Annotated in this window: 15 protein-coding genes; 12 read left to right on the forward strand and 3 right to left on the reverse strand. The window is 44.5% G+C overall.

Going from position 1 to position 16,976, the window contains the following annotated elements:
• The first annotated feature begins 171 nt into the window (after positions 1 to 171).
• The 6 genes from C400_RS0105525 to C400_RS0105550 all read left to right on the forward strand — a co-directional run bounded on the left by C400_RS0105525 (position 172) and on the right by C400_RS0105550 (position 7,172).
• The gene (locus C400_RS0105525) at positions 172 to 1,197 is read left to right on the forward strand and encodes a methionine ABC transporter ATP-binding protein (RefSeq protein WP_017426250.1); all 1,026 of its coding nucleotides are present in this window, start codon (positions 172 to 174) and stop codon (positions 1,195 to 1,197) included.
• On the forward strand, positions 1,187 to 1,849 hold the full coding sequence (locus tag C400_RS0105530) for a methionine ABC transporter permease (protein ID WP_016819857.1): 663 nt from the start codon (positions 1,187 to 1,189) through the stop codon (positions 1,847 to 1,849). Before C400_RS0105525 ends, C400_RS0105530 begins: the two co-directional genes overlap by 11 nt.
• Positions 1,850 to 1,892: 43 nt before the next feature.
• Positions 1,893 to 2,780, forward strand: coding sequence for a MetQ/NlpA family ABC transporter substrate-binding protein (locus C400_RS0105535; protein ID WP_016819858.1), 888 nt, complete (start codon positions 1,893 to 1,895; stop codon positions 2,778 to 2,780).
• A gap of 68 nt (positions 2,781 to 2,848) precedes the next feature.
• A complete protein-coding gene (locus tag C400_RS0105540) occupies positions 2,849 to 4,057 on the forward strand; it encodes a M20 family metallopeptidase (RefSeq protein ID WP_017426251.1) in 1,209 nt (402 codons plus the stop codon).
• 185 nt (positions 4,058 to 4,242) lie between these two features.
• Positions 4,243 to 5,676, forward strand: a complete 1,434-nt coding sequence (locus tag C400_RS0105545; RefSeq protein ID WP_017426252.1) for a purple acid phosphatase family protein — start codon at positions 4,243 to 4,245, stop codon at positions 5,674 to 5,676.
• Positions 5,677 to 5,945: 269 nt separating this feature from the next.
• Positions 5,946 to 7,172 (forward strand): RtcB family protein, encoded by a 1,227-nt coding sequence (locus C400_RS0105550; RefSeq protein ID WP_017426253.1) that lies wholly within the window; start codon positions 5,946 to 5,948, stop codon positions 7,170 to 7,172.
• Positions 7,173 to 7,264: 92 nt separating this feature from the next.
• Here the strand turns inward: C400_RS0105550 and C400_RS0105555 are convergent, their stop codons facing one another.
• The gene (locus tag C400_RS0105555; protein ID WP_017426254.1) at positions 7,265 to 8,155 is read right to left on the reverse strand and encodes a shikimate dehydrogenase; all 891 of its coding nucleotides are present in this window, start codon (positions 8,153 to 8,155) and stop codon (positions 7,265 to 7,267) included.
• Positions 8,156 to 8,182: 27 nt separating this feature from the next.
• Complete coding sequence (locus C400_RS0105560) at positions 8,183 to 9,373, reverse strand: MFS transporter (protein ID WP_016819863.1); 1,191 nt, start codon at positions 9,371 to 9,373, stop codon at positions 8,183 to 8,185.
• A gap of 216 nt (positions 9,374 to 9,589) precedes the next feature.
• On the opposite strand from C400_RS0105560, the gene C400_RS0105565 reads away from it, so the two are divergent.
• From C400_RS0105565 to aroD, 3 genes are all read left to right on the forward strand, one after another.
• Positions 9,590 to 10,501 carry a LysR family transcriptional regulator gene (locus tag C400_RS0105565; RefSeq protein ID WP_016819864.1) on the forward strand — a complete coding sequence of 304 codons (912 nt, stop codon included), beginning with the start codon at positions 9,590 to 9,592 and terminating at the stop codon, positions 10,499 to 10,501.
• A gap of 129 nt (positions 10,502 to 10,630) precedes the next feature.
• Positions 10,631 to 11,893: an MFS transporter gene (locus tag C400_RS0105570; RefSeq protein WP_017426255.1), complete on the forward strand. Its 1,263-nt coding sequence runs from the start codon at positions 10,631 to 10,633 to the stop codon at positions 11,891 to 11,893.
• A 103-nt stretch (positions 11,894 to 11,996) separates the two neighbouring features.
• Positions 11,997 to 12,761, forward strand: coding sequence for a type I 3-dehydroquinate dehydratase (gene aroD / locus C400_RS0105575; protein WP_017426256.1), 765 nt, complete (start codon positions 11,997 to 11,999; stop codon positions 12,759 to 12,761).
• A 100-nt stretch (positions 12,762 to 12,861) separates the two neighbouring features.
• Here aroD and C400_RS0105580 read toward each other — a convergent pair whose 3' ends face one another.
• Entirely contained in the window at positions 12,862 to 13,434 is a 573-nt protein-coding gene (locus tag C400_RS0105580) for a shikimate kinase (RefSeq protein WP_016819867.1), read from the reverse strand.
• Positions 13,435 to 13,999: 565 nt separating this feature from the next.
• On the opposite strand from C400_RS0105580, the gene C400_RS0105585 reads away from it, so the two are divergent.
• The 3 genes from C400_RS0105585 (at position 14,000) to C400_RS0105595 (ending at position 16,922) form a co-directional block, all read left to right on the forward strand.
• Positions 14,000 to 14,692 (forward strand): pectate lyase, encoded by a 693-nt coding sequence (locus tag C400_RS0105585; RefSeq protein WP_016819868.1) that lies wholly within the window; start codon positions 14,000 to 14,002, stop codon positions 14,690 to 14,692.
• 137 nt (positions 14,693 to 14,829) lie between these two features.
• Entirely contained in the window at positions 14,830 to 15,867 is a 1,038-nt protein-coding gene (locus C400_RS0105590; protein ID WP_017426257.1) for a phosphotransferase family protein, read from the forward strand.
• A gap of 56 nt (positions 15,868 to 15,923) precedes the next feature.
• Complete coding sequence (locus tag C400_RS0105595; protein ID WP_017426258.1) at positions 15,924 to 16,922, forward strand: glycosyltransferase; 999 nt, start codon at positions 15,924 to 15,926, stop codon at positions 16,920 to 16,922.
• Positions 16,923 to 16,976 lie beyond the last annotated feature (54 nt).

Genomic DNA, 16,976 nt, shown 5'->3' on the forward strand with positions numbered 1-16,976 from the left:
CTCTTTCATGTCTTAAGGTGTTAACAATACATGATCAATATCAGTTAAATTATCCCATTTTCGTCCACGAAGATTAGGGAGTTTTTTTTTAGTTTTAAATCCGATTAAATCAACCGGATTACTAAATAAGATGGAGGAATACATCAATTGTAGGCGCAAGGGGGAAGCGGTTTGATAAAGTTTGAGCAAGTTAGCAAAATATTTTCCTTACCCAATCGTAAGGTAAATGCACTGGAAGAGGTATCGCTATCGGTTGGAAAGGGAGAAATTTTCGGCGTGATTGGCTTTAGTGGTGCGGGCAAAAGTACGCTACTGAGGCTTGTCAATCTACTGGAGCGTCCCTCAGAGGGACGGATTGTCGTTAATGATCAGGATATTACCCAGATACGTCCCAAGGAGCTGAGGAATTTAAGAAGGCGGATCGGGATGGTATTCCAAACCTTTAATCTGTTTAACTCTCGTACTGTGTACGGGAATTTGGCTTATCCGCTAAAACTGGCTAAACTGCCTAAGGCTCAGATCGATGTCCGTGTTAAGGAATTGCTACAATTTGTTGGATTGGAGGACAAAGCGGATTCCTATCCAGAGCAGCTATCTGGTGGGCAAAAGCAGCGGGTCGGCATTGCCAGAGCACTGGCGAATTCGCCTGATATTCTGATCTGTGATGAAGCGACCTCAGCACTCGATCCGGAAACGACAGAAGACATATTGAGGCTGCTGAAAAAAGTAAATGAGGATTATCAGATTACCATTTTGCTCATTACCCATGAAATGAATGTGATTCGTAGTATTTGTGATCGTGTGGCAGTAATGGAGAATGGTAGGGTGATTGAGCAAGGGAGTGTATTCGATGTATTTGCCAATCCACAGACGAAGACGACGAAAAATTTTATTCGTTCTGTACTGAATGACCAACTCTCACCCAAGCTGCTGGACAAGATTCGGGAGCATCACGTCGGCCGATTGTACAGACTTGTTTTTCGAGATGGGGCGACAAGTGAACCAGTGCTCTCAAGAGCGACACGTAAGTATAATCTGGATTACAACATTGTATATGGAAGCATTAATGAGCTGCAGGGGGCGCTGTTTGGAAGTTTAATTGTTGAATTAATCGGTGCAGAGGATGAAGTTAACAAGGTCGTGGAGGAACTGCGAACGACGGTGGAAGTCAGGGAGGTGGTCGATCATGAGAGTTAATTGGGATACGTTTTGGCTTAAGATCGTGGAGGCTACAGGGGAAACGCTTTTAATGGTTGTTGTCACGCTGATTTTTGCTAGTATTCTGGGACTTATGATTGGTTTAGTGCTGTATGTGACACGAAAAGGGAGCTTGTTTGAAAACAAATTTGTGTTTATGTCTCTAAACCTGCTGATTAATATCATTCGCCCGATTCCGTTTATTATTTTTTTAGTGGCGATTAGTCCGGTTACACGTTTAGTCATAGGAACTACGATTGGCACCTCGGCAGCTATTTTTCCAATGACTATTGTAGCAGCTTTTGCAGTTGCAAGAATTGTAGAAAACAATCTGGTCTCCATTGATCCAGGGATGATCGAAGCAGCCAAGGCGCTGGGGGCAACTCCCTTTCAGATCATCACGGGTGTGCTGATTCGGGAAGCACTGGGACCTTTAATTCTTGGTTTGACGTTTATTACGGTGGCCTTGATCGATTTCTCTGCTATGGCTGGCACTGTGGGCGGAGGGGGTCTCGGGAATCTGGCCATGACCTATGGTTATCAACGATTCGATACTTCGGTTATGATCGTCACGATTGTTTTGCTGATCGTCTTTGTACAGGTCGCCCAATATGCGGGGAACTACTTGTCTCGTAAATTCCTACGTCGTTAATTGGAAAACAAGGATTATACATAATGATAAAGGAGAAATGAAAATGAAAAAAATATTTCGCTTAGGTTTGCTGGCTATTCTTAGTGTCTCGGTTCTTTCTGCTTGCTCAGCTAATGGTTCAGGCTCCAATGGTAATGAAAAAGTACATGTTAAAATTGGGGTTTCAGGATCAGAGGATACGTATTGGGATGTGCTTAAGAAGAAAGCAGAAGCCAAAAACATTGAAATTGAGCTGATCAGCTTTTCGGATTATACCTTACCCAATAAGGCACTTGCGAATAAAGAGGTGGATTTGAATTCCTTTCAGCATTTGGCCTTTCTCAGCCAATTTAATGTAGAAAATGATGTGAATCTCGTCCCTATTGGTGCAACGATTATCGCTCCCATGGCGCTGTACTCCGAAAAATTCAAAAACGTATCGGATATTCCTGCTGGCTCCAAAATTGCTATACCGGATGACCCCTCCAACCAGGGACGGGCTTTGAAATTGCTCCAGTCTGCCGGATTGATTACATTGAAGCAAGGCTCAGGCCTGTATCCGACCCCAGATGAGATCGAAGGGAATCCCAAAAAGCTAGAGATTGTTCCTGTTGTCGCCCAACAGACGCCGCGCGTCTTGTCTGATGTAGCTGCCTCAGCCGTGAACAGCGGTGTTGCTACGGATGCCGGGCTCAAGCTGGATGGAGCCATTTACAAGGATGATGCAAGCAGTGAAGAAGCGAAGCCATATGTGAACGTGTTTGCTGCCCGTGCAGAGGATAAAGATAATGCGACCTACAAGACGATCGTGGATTTGTACCATGACGCTGATGTAGCCGAGGCTGTAAAGCAGGATTCCAAAGGAGCTAATGTCGTAGTAGACCAGTCTGCCGAGGAGCTGCAGGCTACATTGGATAAGCTGGTGGCGGATGTTAAAGCGCAAAAGAAATAAGGATATCTGATAGAAGTTAACTTGGAAGCATATAAAAACTACTATTATTGAAATGAGGAGAGATTGCGATGAGTACAGCGAATACGGTGGATACCCAAAGACAGCGGATTATTGAGAAAATTGAGGAGTCTCGTCAGCTCTACACGGAGACGAGCCGGTTTATTCACGCTAATCCCGAAATCGGCAATCAGGAATTTCAAGCTTCCAAGGCACTGACGGGTATTTTGGAGCAAGCGGGATTTGAGGTAACCCGTAATGTAGCGGGACACGAAACCGGATTTGTTGCTCGCAAGACTTCGGCTAGACCAGGTCCGAAAATTGGATATCTGGCTGAATATGATGCACTGCCCGGTCTGGGCCATGCTTGCGGCCACAATATTATCGGGACCGCAAGTACGGCAGCAGCTATCGCTTTGGCACAGGTGATTGATGAGACGGGGGGCGAGGTGTATGTGTTCGGTACTCCTGCGGAAGAAGGCGGTCCTAATGGAAGTGCAAAAGGCAGCTTCGTGAAGCACGGGCTGTTCGAAGGAATTGATGCTGCGCTGATGGTTCATCCATCAGGTGTGACCCGGCTGACCTCACCGAGCCTGGCAGTTGACCCGCTAGACTTTCATTTTTACGGCAAAGCGGCTCATGCCGCAGGATCACCAGAGCAGGGAATCAATGCGCTCGATGCGGTGCTGCAATTGTTCAGCGGGATCAATGCTTTGCGCCAGCAACTGCCGACCGATGTGCGTATTCATGGCATCATTACGCATGGAGGTGACGCACCCAATATCATTCCGGATTATGCGTCGGCGCGCTTTTTCATTCGGGCAAGCACTTGGCAGCGCACAGAGGAGGTTTCCACGAAAGTTCGCCACATAGCTGACGCTGCTGCTTTGGCAACGGGAGCCACTGTGAAAATCGAACGTTTTCAAAATGAAGTGCGCGACTTCATACTGAACGATACGCTGGACGAGGTCGTCGGTCGTGAACTGGAAGCGCTGGGAGAACAGGTGGATCGTGGCCCTCGTGCCGGGCTGGGTTCGACAGATGCGGGAAATGTGAGTCATGTTGTCCCAACTGCACATGCTTACATTAAAATCGGCCCGGATGATCTCATCGCTCATACGGTAGAGTTCCGGGAAGCAGCGGGTTCTGTCAAGGGAGAGGAAGCCTTGGTGACTGGAGCCAAAGCGTTAGCCTTGTCAGGCTTGGAGCTACTGGTGAATGAAACCCTGCTGGTTGCGGTGAAGGAGGATTTTAAGCGTACGCATCCAGCGGCGCAGTAAGCATCAGCGCTTTAATAACTTCTATCCTAATAGCATAAAGAGGATATCTTACTGTCTTGTTGACTGTAAAGATATCCTTTTTTATTTTTACAAAGCACTGCATCTCAGCAAATAACGTATTAACAATTGATTGTTATGATCATGTTTATAACTTTTACATATTAACTGCACAGAGGAGTGTACACATGTTTAAGAAGTTTCAAAAATGGTCAGCAACATCTATGTCTGTTGCTCTTGCACTAGGTTTGATTACTGGCATGTCAGCTTTGCCTGTTCATGCTGAGTCACCAGGGAACACAGATCAAGGTATTAGTAAAGTTACAGCTACATTTTATGGAGACACCAAAGCCTCCAAAGGATTTACCTGGTATACCTCAAAACTTTTCACGAAGAGCACGGTTCAAGTAACCAAGAAAACCGCTTCTGAAGCTGATTTTACGAGTGCTCTTACATTCGAAGGTACTTCCTCTCCATCAACCAATTCTCCAGAAGAGCTTGTCCATAAAGCCGTAGCAACAGGTCTTCAAGCGGACACAGCTTATTATTATCGTGTGGGTGATGCAGCGCGTGGGATATGGAGCGAAACAGGTACGTTCCAAACAGCTCCTAAGAGTGGTGAATTTACCTTCATTGATCTAGCTGATACACAAGCAAAAAGCGAAGATGAAGCCATATTGTCTTCACAGACGCTCGAAAAAGCACTTCAAACCGTAGGTAATGCTCAGTTTGTAGTTCACAACGGGGATATCGTAGATACCGGTACCAAAGAAGAGCAGTGGAACTGGTTGTTGGGGCATTCACAAAAAAGCCTTTTGAATACAACCATTGTTCCCTCAGCAGGTAATCATGAGGATGAGAACTACGCTTTTTATGATCACTTTAATATTAACCAACCAGCTGGTTCAGCTACTAAAACAGGAGCGTACTACTCCTTTGATTACAGCAATGCTCACTTTATCGTACTGAACTCCAATGAGGACTCAGAGAAATATGCCAATTTTTCTGAAGACCAAGTCGAATGGTTAAAGAAAGATGCTGCGGCAGCCAAAAAGGCAGGTGCAAAGTGGATCATTGTGAATATTCATAAAGGTCCTTACACTACCTCTAACCATGCAACAGATGCTGACATCATGGATAACAATGGAGTTCGTAACCAAATCGCTCCACTCATGGACAAACTTGATATCGACTTTGTCGTGCAGGGGCATGATCATATTTATGCTCGGACGAAACCAATCAACCAAGAGGGTAAAGCAACAACGCCAACCAAATTAAAAGATAGATTAAATGAAAAGACGATTGAATATAGTGTGAATCCGGATGGAAGTATCTATGTCATCCCGGCAACCGCTGGCCCCAAGGTCTACTACAAAAACCCAAGTGAAAAACTTGGAGATAAGTACTATAATCTCTTTGAACTAGCTGAAGAGAATCATGCGGCAGTTTATGGCCCAGATCCGAGTGACAATCGTAGACCTGTACGAGGACAGGTACAAAATTTTGTGGGCATCACCGTAGACGAAAATAAACTTACAGCTGTAACGTATGAAATTGATCAAAACAAAAATGATGCCAAACCTTTTATTGTGGATCAGTTCGGAATCATCAAAAAATATTAGTATATTTTGATTCAATGGTTTCCAAATAATCTCTAAATGATCATACAAGGATATCCTACAGTCTGTTTGGCTGCAAGGATATCCTTTTTCATTTCCTTATAGGGCCGGGACTTTCTTATAGAGAGACATCTGAAGTGGTGCTTGTAATACTTACGCCCTGTTCGGAAGCGGGTACATCGTACATAATGCTATTAACAGTCCAAAGTTTAAAAGTAGAGTATTCAATTTTACATAGATAATTTTTTTGCAAAATAAGGGAGGATACAACGATGGCTTATCAAGAAATGAATGGAGTACGCGTATGGGGAGCACCTGATCCGGGGGCACTATCTCAAGCCCGCACATGTGCCGAAAATGGCAATGTGATTCAGGCGCTGCTGATGGCAGATCATCATAAAGGCTACAGTCAGCCGATTGGTGGTGTGGTGGTATATGACGGACAAATTTCACCTTCAGGTGTGGGATATGATATCGGCTGTGGAAATAAGGCGGTAAGAACCAAGCTGTCTGCAGCAGATATTATGCCGCGTATTTCAACCGTGATGAATGAGATTGCACGTCAGATTTCGTTTGGCGTAGGTCGTGTGAATGAGGTTCAGGTAGACCATGAGCTGTTCGATGACCCGGATTGGGCGGTATATGCAGCGATTGGGAAGCAAGAGCATAATAAACTGAAGACCTTGGCGAGAGAACAGCTGGGTACAGTAGGAAGTGGCAATCATTTTGTTGATGTATTTGTGGAGGAAGCGACAGGACAGGTCTGGATTGCCAATCATTTCGGCAGCCGGGGCTTTGGTCACAAAACAGCAAGCGGGTTTCTAAATTTGGCCGCAGGACGGGAGTTCCTTGGAAAGGCGCCAGGAGAACATATGGATCAGCCGCCTGTGCTGCTGGATATGAACAGTGAGCTGGGGGATATGTACTACCGTGCGATGCGCCTTGCCGGACGTTATGCTTATGCCGGACGCGACTATGTGATAGAACAAGTGCTTGGTATTTTGGGGACTGAAGCGGACTTTACGGTGCATAACCACCATAATTACGCGTGGAAAGAACAGCATGATGGACGCGACACCATTGTGGTCCGCAAAGGTGCAACCCCCTCGGCCCCTGGTCAAATGGGCTTTATTGGAGGAAGCATGGGCGATATCTCGGTGATTGTACGTGGAAAAGATTCGGTAGAAAATCGGGATTCCTACTATAGTACAGTTCATGGTGCAGGGCGTATTATGAGTCGTACCCAGGCAGCTGGTAAAATGAATTGGAAAACCCGTACGCGTAGCGGTGGGCAGATTACGGACCTACAGATGAAGGAGGCCGTTCGAAACTACGGTGTCGAGCTGCGCGGAGCAGGTACTGATGAGAGTCCGTTCGTCTACCGCAAACTGCGTGAGGTGCTGGACGCTCATTCCGAGACCGTGGAAGTTATGCATGTGCTGAAGCCGATCGGGGTATGCATGGCTGGGGCCAATGAGTTTGACCCTTATAAGGATTAATGAAATGATTTAACAATAAAAAGGGACTATACCCGACAGGAATGATCATTCGTCGGGCATAGTCCTTCTGAGTTATGTAGTGCCTCTCAATCTTACAGTTGATCAGCAAAAAGCTGTTCTTTAATATAAGCGACAGGCATTTCTTGTCCTGTCCATAATTCGAAGGCAAGTGCGCCCTGCCACAGCATCATGCCCAGACCGTTAATGGCGGTTGCACCTACAGACTCAGCTTGTTCCATCAGCTTGGATTTGGCTGGGCTGTATACAACATCGGTCACGATCAGGTCGGAACGAAGCATGGACACATCCTCAATGACACTTTTACCTTCCAGCGGTTTCATACCCACACCTGTACCGTTAGCGAAAATATGACTTGTAAGAATCTCTTCACGTAGCTTCTCTTGATTCTCTAATGCATAGATATTCGCTTTGACTTGGGTATGTTTCATCTCTTCATTAATAATACGAACATTCTCTTCCGCCCGGGCAAAGAACTGGTCATTACGAGCGAAAATTGAAATTTCAGCGAGACCAGCCCGAGCGGCTTCAATAGCAATCGGCGTTGCAGCACCGCCTGAACCGACGAGTGTCATTTTCTTACCTTTCAGATCAATGCCGTGCTCCTGTAAGTTGCGAACATAACCAGATCCATCTGTACTGTAGCCTTTCAGCTTACCATCCGTATTCACGACGGTATTGACAGCACCTGTAAATTTAGCGCTGTCGTCCAGCTCGTCAAGGTACTGTAAGATCGCTGTTTTGTTAGGCATGGACACGTTGTAGCCGCGTATGTTTAGAGCGCGCATCCCACGTACTACTTCTTCGAGTTGTTCATTGCCTACTTCAAAGGCCATATATGCGTTGTTCAGCCCCAGTTTTTCAAACGCAAGATTATGCATAGCCGGGGACAAAGAGTGTCCGATCGGTGTAGCAAGCAGTCCGATTAATTGTGTTCTTCCGTCAATACGTCCAGCATTTTTCATAATAAGCCTCCAAGTGATCTGTGTAGTTTAATGAAACACTTTTTTATATCGATAAGCAACAAACACGGCCAGCAAAATGCTGACTACGGCAATCGCAATATCCAGAATGAATACCGAGGTAATTCCCAGACTTTTGGACATGCTCCCGGTAGCCAAAGGCATCAGGATGAACGATAGGCTGGCTGCTATGTTCACGAGAGAAGTCGTAGTTCCTTTGTTCTTGCGGAAAAATTCCGTCATAACCGTGAGGGCAATTTGGAATATGCCTGCGGTGGACAAGCCGATTAAGAATGAACTGATCAAAGTAGCGACAGGATTGTGCCATACAATTAAAGCCAGCAAAGAAAGCAGGGCAATAAGCGGGTACACAATCATGACGGTAATGGGCTTAATGAATCTACCAAGTACCACAGCTAACAAAATAACGGAAACTAGTGAACCTATACTATAGTAGCTAAGCAGCTTAATGGCGCTGGCTTTGTCCATGCCCAGAGCCTCTTGTCCAAAGGTAGGAAGCCATAGCTGCACGATCATGAACAATACAGTGGAAGTAAAACCGATAATAATCAGAGACAAACCTTCTTGCCAAAACTTGGGCTCGCTGTGGAACGAATCCGTTGATTGACCAGTCTCGGTTGGAGCCTTTTGTTCCTCTGCTTTGTGGTTGGGGAAACCGGTCATCGACAAGAAGATCCCGTTCAGCAGATAAATTCCTGCAGGAATAAAGAAGGAATATCCATAGAACATATCGTGGTTAATAAAAAATGCAATCATGAACGGAATAACAATGGCACCGATCGAGATGGATGCTTTGACCAGGACGGTTGCAGACCCGGCTTTTTTTCCGAACCCTTCAATGAGTGCTGGATAAGTCCCCGCATCCATCATAGAGTTGCAGAGCCCTGCGATAATGGCAAACACGAATGCCAACGTGTAGTTAGGTGCAAGCGGAATGCCGATCAGGAAGATTAAATAAGCAAATGATGCAATAACAATGAGTGGTTTCCTTCCGTATTTATCTGACATTTTTCCGGCTACTCCGAGAGCAAGCAGTTTACCGATTCCAATCGCTGACACCAGATAGCCGATGGCTGCTTTATCCGTGTTCAATTGCACGGTCAGAAAGCTCATATTCGACGAGAGAATAACATTAATCATACCCAGAAGAAAATAGTTGATATAAAGCCCTGTTGCCATTCTGATATAAGGATTTTTCATAAGTGTAACTCCCAACTTAAATTTTAGATCAATGGCCTAGATAGGCATCGTCCAGGTCTATTAAAGTGCGCCCACAAACAAGTGAAAATATTCACATAATGTCTATGTCTTAATTATATAAGGGGTGTTATTATAAATCCAATGCATATTTTTATCGTTTTTCATAGTTTGAATCTATAATTTAAAATATGAATTAAAGAGGGAGCGTACATCCTTATGAATCTGAAGCACTTACAATATTTTCGTGTACTTGCAGAGATGGAGCATTTTACCCAGGCAGCTGCGCGGCTATGTATCACTCAACCCAGTTTAAGTCATGCGATTTCAGAATTAGAAAAGGATTTGGGCGTTCATCTGTTTGAAAAGCAGGGGAGGAATATTCGGCTAAACAAATACGGGCGATTTTTTCTGAAGTATGTGGAGCACGCGATGGATGAATTGGAAAAGGGGGAGTATAACTTACGGGAATTAGTGAGTCCAAGCCATGGGAATATAGATTTGGCGTTCATTTACACGTTAGGTTCACACTTCATTCCAGCGATAATCCAAGCCTTTTCAGCTCTGGATGCCCGTAAAGACATTTCCTTTTCGTTTCACCAAGGGAATACGAACGATATTATTCAAGGCCTGAAGCAGGAACACTATGACGTGGCGTTCTGCTCTCACGTGGAAAATGAACCAGATGTAGAGTTTATTCCGCTGGCTCAGCAGGAATTGGTGGTCATTGTTTCTCCTGATCATCCGCTGGCTTCTCTGGATCAAATTGACCTCAAAGATACAGCGGATTACCCGGTGATCTTCTTCAACAAAAAGAGTGGGGTTCGGCCCATTATTGAAAATTTGTTCGCCAAGGCAGGCGTTACGCCACAGATTATTTGTGAGATTGAAGAAGATACGGCAATGGCTGGGCTGGTGTCTATTAATTACGGGATCGGAGTTATGCCCCGCATTTCATCGTTAGATTATTTTAACGTCAAAACATTGCCTATTGTAAATCCAGAATACGAACGTTTTATCTACCTAGCCAGCATTAAAAATAGATATTTATCCCCGGCAGTAGTAGAGTTTCGGAACTTTGCCCTAAGTTATGGCAAGGAGTTTTATCTGAAAACGCATCAGCGTGTCTAAGCTGGAGTCTCGCAATATTTAAACTTGATAAATTTTAAATTGTGTTCTATACTTCATCATCGACACAAGCAATGTGAAATGATTCACGTTTTGATACTACAAGACTTACTTACAAAAGCAGGTGATTTCATGATGAAACGTTCTTCTACTCCCGTGGCGACAGGTCTGTATGTGAACTATCTTTTGTTCGGCATGTTTAATATTATACTGGCGTCGCACATGTCCTTTTTAACAGAGCATTTGCATACAGATCAGGCGGGCATTAGCCTTTTGGTTTCCGCGATGGGATTTGGCAGACTGTTTACGCTGTACATATCCGGCGTGCTCTCCGACCGCTATGGTCGCAAACCGTTCATTGTGGCCGCAGGGCTGCTGATGGCCGTATTTTTGGTCGGTATACCACTGAGTCCCACCTTTGAGATGGCGATGGTACTGGCTGTGCTGGCAGGTGTAGCGAATTCTTTTCTTGATTCAGGTACTTATCCGGCTCTGATCGAGGCTTTCCCCCAATCCTCTGGTTCGGCTACAGTGTTGGTGAGAGGTTTTATATCCATTGGGGCGGCATTTTTACCGCTAATGATTATCTTTTTTATGAATCACGATATTTTTTACGGGTTCTCTTTCTTTATACCAGCATTGATATTTGCATTAAATGCGGTCTACTTGTTCAGAATGAAGTTTCCAGACATGCGGGTACAGCCCACCAAGGAGCAAAGTGGCGGTACTACTGTATCTAGTGCCGAGCAGACAGGAAATTTAAAGGCAGATGATGCGAGTAAACCGCGGTTTTGGCAGGAAGGTGTATGTCTTATTCTGCTTGGATTTACGGGGCCTACTTTGCTGTATATTGTGCAGTTATGGCTGCCTACGTTTGGACAACAGTTTATCGGCATGACGGAATCAGAGTCTCTCAGACTATTAGTTTATTACAATATGGGTTCGCTGGTTTCCGTGTTTGTATTGGTCATTGTGTTGAGAAAATGGGTTAAACCTGTTCATATCATCCTTATTTATCCTTGTATTTCCTTGTTGGCTTTTGGAGCGCTTCTTCTTTTCAAATCAGGGGCTGCCGCCATTATCTGTGCGAGTGTCATCGGGTTTTCCATATCGGGTGTACTTCAGCTGACGTTAACCGTAATGAGTGAAATTTTTAGTCAACGAAAAGGACAGATTACCGGGTTTATTTATACCGCAACTTCGCTATCCTATACGCTCATCCCCGTGTTTACAGGCTTTCTTTTGAAGCATTCTCAGATTTCCAGTGTGTTTATGCTGGCTATTATCGTGAATGTGCTCGGGATCGGACTGGCGGTGTTTGTTAACTTTCGTTACAGTGTCGTTTTTCCTGCAAAACGAGAATTGTCTCCTCAAATTGTACTGGATACGAAATAACTAGCGACTGAACCTAATCATCTGCATGCTTATTCAGAATGCGTTATACTATGAATTATTGTGAATGTTCGACTTGAAACTGTAATTGGGGAGTGAGATAGATATGGCAAAAATCGTAAAGGTAAAAGATGTACGGATCGGTGAAGGAGCGCCTAAAATATGTGTCCCCATGGTGGGAGAAACGTTGGAGCAGTTGAAGGAAGAGGCTGCCCATTTACGTACACTCGACCTGGATATCGTAGAGTGGAGAGTCGATTTTTTCGAGCATGTGGAGGAGCTGGAAAAGGTAAAGGCTGCCTTACATGAGATTCGGTCTATTTTAGCCAATATTCCACTCGTATTTACGTTCCGTAGCGCCCGAGAAGGTGGAGAAAAGGAAATCAGTGCGGCAAGCTATGTAGAATTGAATCGTACAATAGCCGAAACGGGACAAGTAGATATGATTGATGTAGAGCTTTTTAATGAGGAAGCTGATGTGAAGATGCTGATAGAAGCGGCACATAAGCATAATGTGTATGTGATTATTTCTAACCACGATTTTCAAAAGACGCCGTCGAAGGAGGAAATTGTGTCCCGGTTGCGTAAGGCACAGGAATTAGGCGGCGATCTGCCTAAAATAGCGGTGATGCCAACCAATACAGCCGACGTCCTAACCTTGTTGGACGCCACACGCACCATGGCAGAAGAGTATGCGGATCGGCCGATTATCACGATGTCGATGGCGGGAAAAGGTGTCGTGAGCCGTCTGACCGGAGAGCTATTTGGTTCAGCGTTGACTTTTGGTGCTGCCAAGAAGGCTTCTGCACCGGGACAGATTCCTGTCACTGAACTGAGAGAAATATTGCAGGTGCTGCATAGCCACTCTTAAGAGATGCAATTACTACCCACTAGCGAGCAAGGAATTCATAGTGAACACAAAAGGAGGACCCCATGCGATAAGCATGCTGGGGTCCTCCTTTTTGTAATGCTTAATTCAATCCCCGAGTAGGTTCATACAATTCCCAACCCAGATTCAGTGTTTGAATAATATAGTCTGCGACTTCTTCCGCATCCAACTGATCGGTATCGATCTTGGAGTGATTCACCGCGTAAATGTCCTGTCTGGAACGGAAAAGATCTTCAATTTCCTCTAACGTCTTGTTTTGCAGATTAGGGCGGGTGTCAATCAGCATCTTGAGCCGATCTTTCCAGGAATCCCAATTTAAATCCAAGAAGAACACAATGGAGGAAGCCAAACAAGCCTGCTTCACCTCTTCCTGTAGAAACGCGCCACCGCCAACAGAAATGATTTTAAGACGCGTATTGCTGCACAACTTCAAAATATGCTCTTTTTCAATCTCACGGAAACGCTTCTCTCCGTAAGTTTTGAAAATTTCTGTTGTAGGCATGTTGTACTCTTGTTCAATCTCCTGATCAATATCCACGAAATCGCGATACAGCTTGCGCGCTAGATGGGAACCGATCGTTGTTTTGCCCACGCCCATAAAGCCGATGAGCACAATATTTTGTTCTTTTAATGGAATCTCACTATTGTTTTGCACATAACCACTCTTTTCTCACCAGTAATGTTGAGATGTAACGCTTCAAAGCACTAAATACATTATACGTTCATCAACCGTGTCATTCAATAGTATAGAGCACATCAGCAATGAGGTATACGATAAAAGAGACTCTGATTACCAATGGAGTGATAGAACAGCAGGTAAAAAACTAGGTATTCAAGTGTTATGTAATGCGTAAATGGAAGAAAAACAAACTTGTACAAGTATAAAAGAGGCAATATTGTGTACTTAATTGAAAAAAAGGACATATTTTGCCGAAAAACGTATTGAAATTATTGGAAGTAGGAATATAATAGAGTTATGAAAATTGTAAATGTAATCGCTCTATTTACAATTTGTGATTGATTTAATTTATAAAAAAGAAAGCTACTTTGAACCAAAAACCAAGTATACATATGCAAATAATTAAATATCACTTTACGGACATGTATCGGTCAATGGGTTCATTGTACGAAGGTGGTGATACGGTCTACGCGCTTACGCTCTAGTCAACGAAGAATTGGAGATAAGAATAAAAAACGATCTAGGAGAGGGATGAATTGAAATGAAAACAAACACAGCTAAAGTATTGAAAAAGGGCATGAGTATCGCTTTATCCGGTATGTTAATCGCGTTATTTGTCGGCAATTACTCTGCCCATGCAGCTCCAGAGGTCGTTCACAAGACCATACTTGTTAAAGCTGGAGAAGTATACGATGGTAAAGGCAAGACCGTAGTGGCTGACCCCGACACCTTGGGAGATGGAAGCCAGAAAGAGGCTCAAAAGCCTATCTTTAAGCTAGAAAATAATGCAACGCTGAAAAATGTGATCATCGCTGCACCTGCTGCGGATGGTGTGCATGTATATGGCAATGGCACCATTTCCAACGTAACGTGGGAGGATGTCGGTGAAGATGCATTGACGCTTAAAGAACCAGGCACGGTGAACATTACAGGTGGTGGAGCGTTTCATGCATATGATAAAGTATTCCAAATCAATGCCGAAGGCACGATTAACATTAAAAACTTTAGAGCCGATGATATCGGTAAGCTGGTTCGCCAACTTGGGGGCTCTACGTTTAGGGTGAATATGACTTTGGATAACTCGGATATTTCCAACGTCAAGGATTCGATCCTCAGATCGGACGGTCCTAACAGCAAAGCTAAAATTACGAATACTCGTTATCATAATGTAAAACAATTGTTCAAAGGTTTTAAATCTGGCAATACGAGCGAGTCCGGCAATACTAAATACTAATCGTTAGCGTAGGATAGGAGTACGATAGGAAAGGGGCTGTCCAACAGGTCGTATGATCTGATAGGACATGCCCCTTTTTTGGTATGTTAAGTTAACCCTAAGATGATCTGGGCTTCGTTCAGAACGAGGACTATGTTATGATCGTGCTATTACATTTTATACAAAAAAGTTGGGTGGCTATGAATCTATTTCATCAATATGTGAGTCATGACGGTACTTTAAATGATACGCTGGTGCACAGTCGTGAAATTTTATATACAGGTACGAATGGCCGACATGTGGAACGTTTTTACGTGTCCTCCTCTGAAAGTTATATATTTAAACCCCTGACCAATGATGATCAGAAGGGACGGGAGAGATGGGTGTATGAGCATGTGCTTCCAGCATTATCACCCATCTATCCCCAATTGCTAGCTTGTTCCGATACAGACGCAGATGGCGGAGGAGAATGGATGGTGTTTGAGGATCTTGGTCCGTTACATCATCTACATGCAGATGAAACCCTATTGCAAGCTGTTGGATTTGTCGCAAGGTGGCATGCTTTGCCGCCGGGTCGTTTTGCCGGGATGCCATTGCGTGGACCGAAGCCGCTCATCCAGGAGATGGTTTCCGAGCTGCACATACGCAAGCCAGATATATTAGAGCTTTGCAGCTCACTCGGTTTTTCCAAGCAACACATGCAGCGTATTTATGCACAACTGGAGCATCTATCTTTTTCACACCAGCTTGTACTGTCTCATGGTGATCTTCATCCGGGGAACTATGCGCTGAGTGGGGAGCAGTTAAAGGTATTGGATTGGGAGCATGTTCATCTAAACACACCGCTGTGGGATGTATATCACCTGATCGACATGTCCCATCCGTTATTCCCCCGACACATGACGTCTAAATTGCGTATTCGTATGTTGGACACCTATCTGGAACAGCTGGAGCTGTTGGGGATACAGGTAGATCGAACGGCATTTATACAGGAATATGGTATGTTTGCTGTGGTATTTTCGCTTTGGATGCTATTACTAATCACAAGTGATTTGCAAAGGATTGAAACGGAGCTGCATAGAAATAGCAACAAATGGTCAAAAGAACAATTAGAGTCCCAGTTGGATGAAACGTTAGCTTGTTTAAACCAATGTACAGCGATGATGGATTGGGGACAAGTCCAACCATGTAAGTAGTCGGTTTAAGGCCTAGATTCTATATAGTTAGCCAAAGAAGGTAGGGAAATAAATCCATGAAAAAAGTCGGTTTGGTCATGAGAAAAATACAATTTGCTGAAGCGCAGGGTCCTCGTATTTTTGCAGAACGTCTGAAGCAGATCGGATTGGAACTGGGAGTGGATATCGTATTTGTATCACCGGAGCGCCATGTAAGCAGCCATGACTGGCTTCCGGGCTATGAGCACGAAAAGGGTGACCTAGTCAATTATGACATCGTACTGGACCAACTCCATGAGCAGCAGATTGAGCACGTTATTTATACGGTATCTGGTTTTACCTATTTGAACATGTTTTTCAAAAACAGTGTACTCTTTCCACATAGTTTTCCAGACCCGGCACTGACAGGCTATGAGATGATGAAGCCTTTTTATCAGATCGTGGACAAGGCTATCGTACAGACTGCCTTTCTCAAGCAGGAGATGGCCTCGAAGTTTGGCGTAACCGATGTGACAGTCATCCCGATCGGATTTAATGAGCGGTTGGTGGAAAAGCATTTTGATCCCTCACAAGTGGTGGAGAACCGGGTGATGTGGATTGGTAGAGATGAAGAGAATCGGCGTCCGGATCTGGTACTGGAGTATGCGCGGCATAATCCTGATAAGGATGTCTATATGGTATTTGGCGGTGAACGCTACAAGGAAAGCATGAAGAAGTACGACATCCCGGACAATGTAAAACTTCAATTTGCATTAACGCAAGACGAGGTGTTTGCACTGATGAATACGGCGAAGGTGTATTGGAGCTGCTCTAAATTCGACACGTTCGCGATGCCGCTGACCGAAGCGCTAGCCATGGGGAAAATCGTCGTCAAGCCGGAGCATCCTTGCTATGGGCACATCAGCTCTACGCATTCTTTTTCAGGAAATGAGAAAAACTGGTTCGAGCTGGTCAATATGGCTGCGGCTTCACCTCGCCGGGTTTCTGCGGAGAATCAGACATACGCCATGGAACAGTTTTCGAGTCAGGTGATGAAGCAGGGATACCGAGACTTTTTTGATGGTTGGTTAAGCTGAACGACGAGGCAGGATGCGTGGATTTAGACCATAAAAAAAAGGACTTTCGCTCTA

The organism is Paenibacillus sp. ICGEB2008 (assembly GCF_000307675.1).
Lineage (GTDB): Bacteria > Bacillota > Bacilli > Paenibacillales > Paenibacillaceae > Paenibacillus > Paenibacillus polymyxa.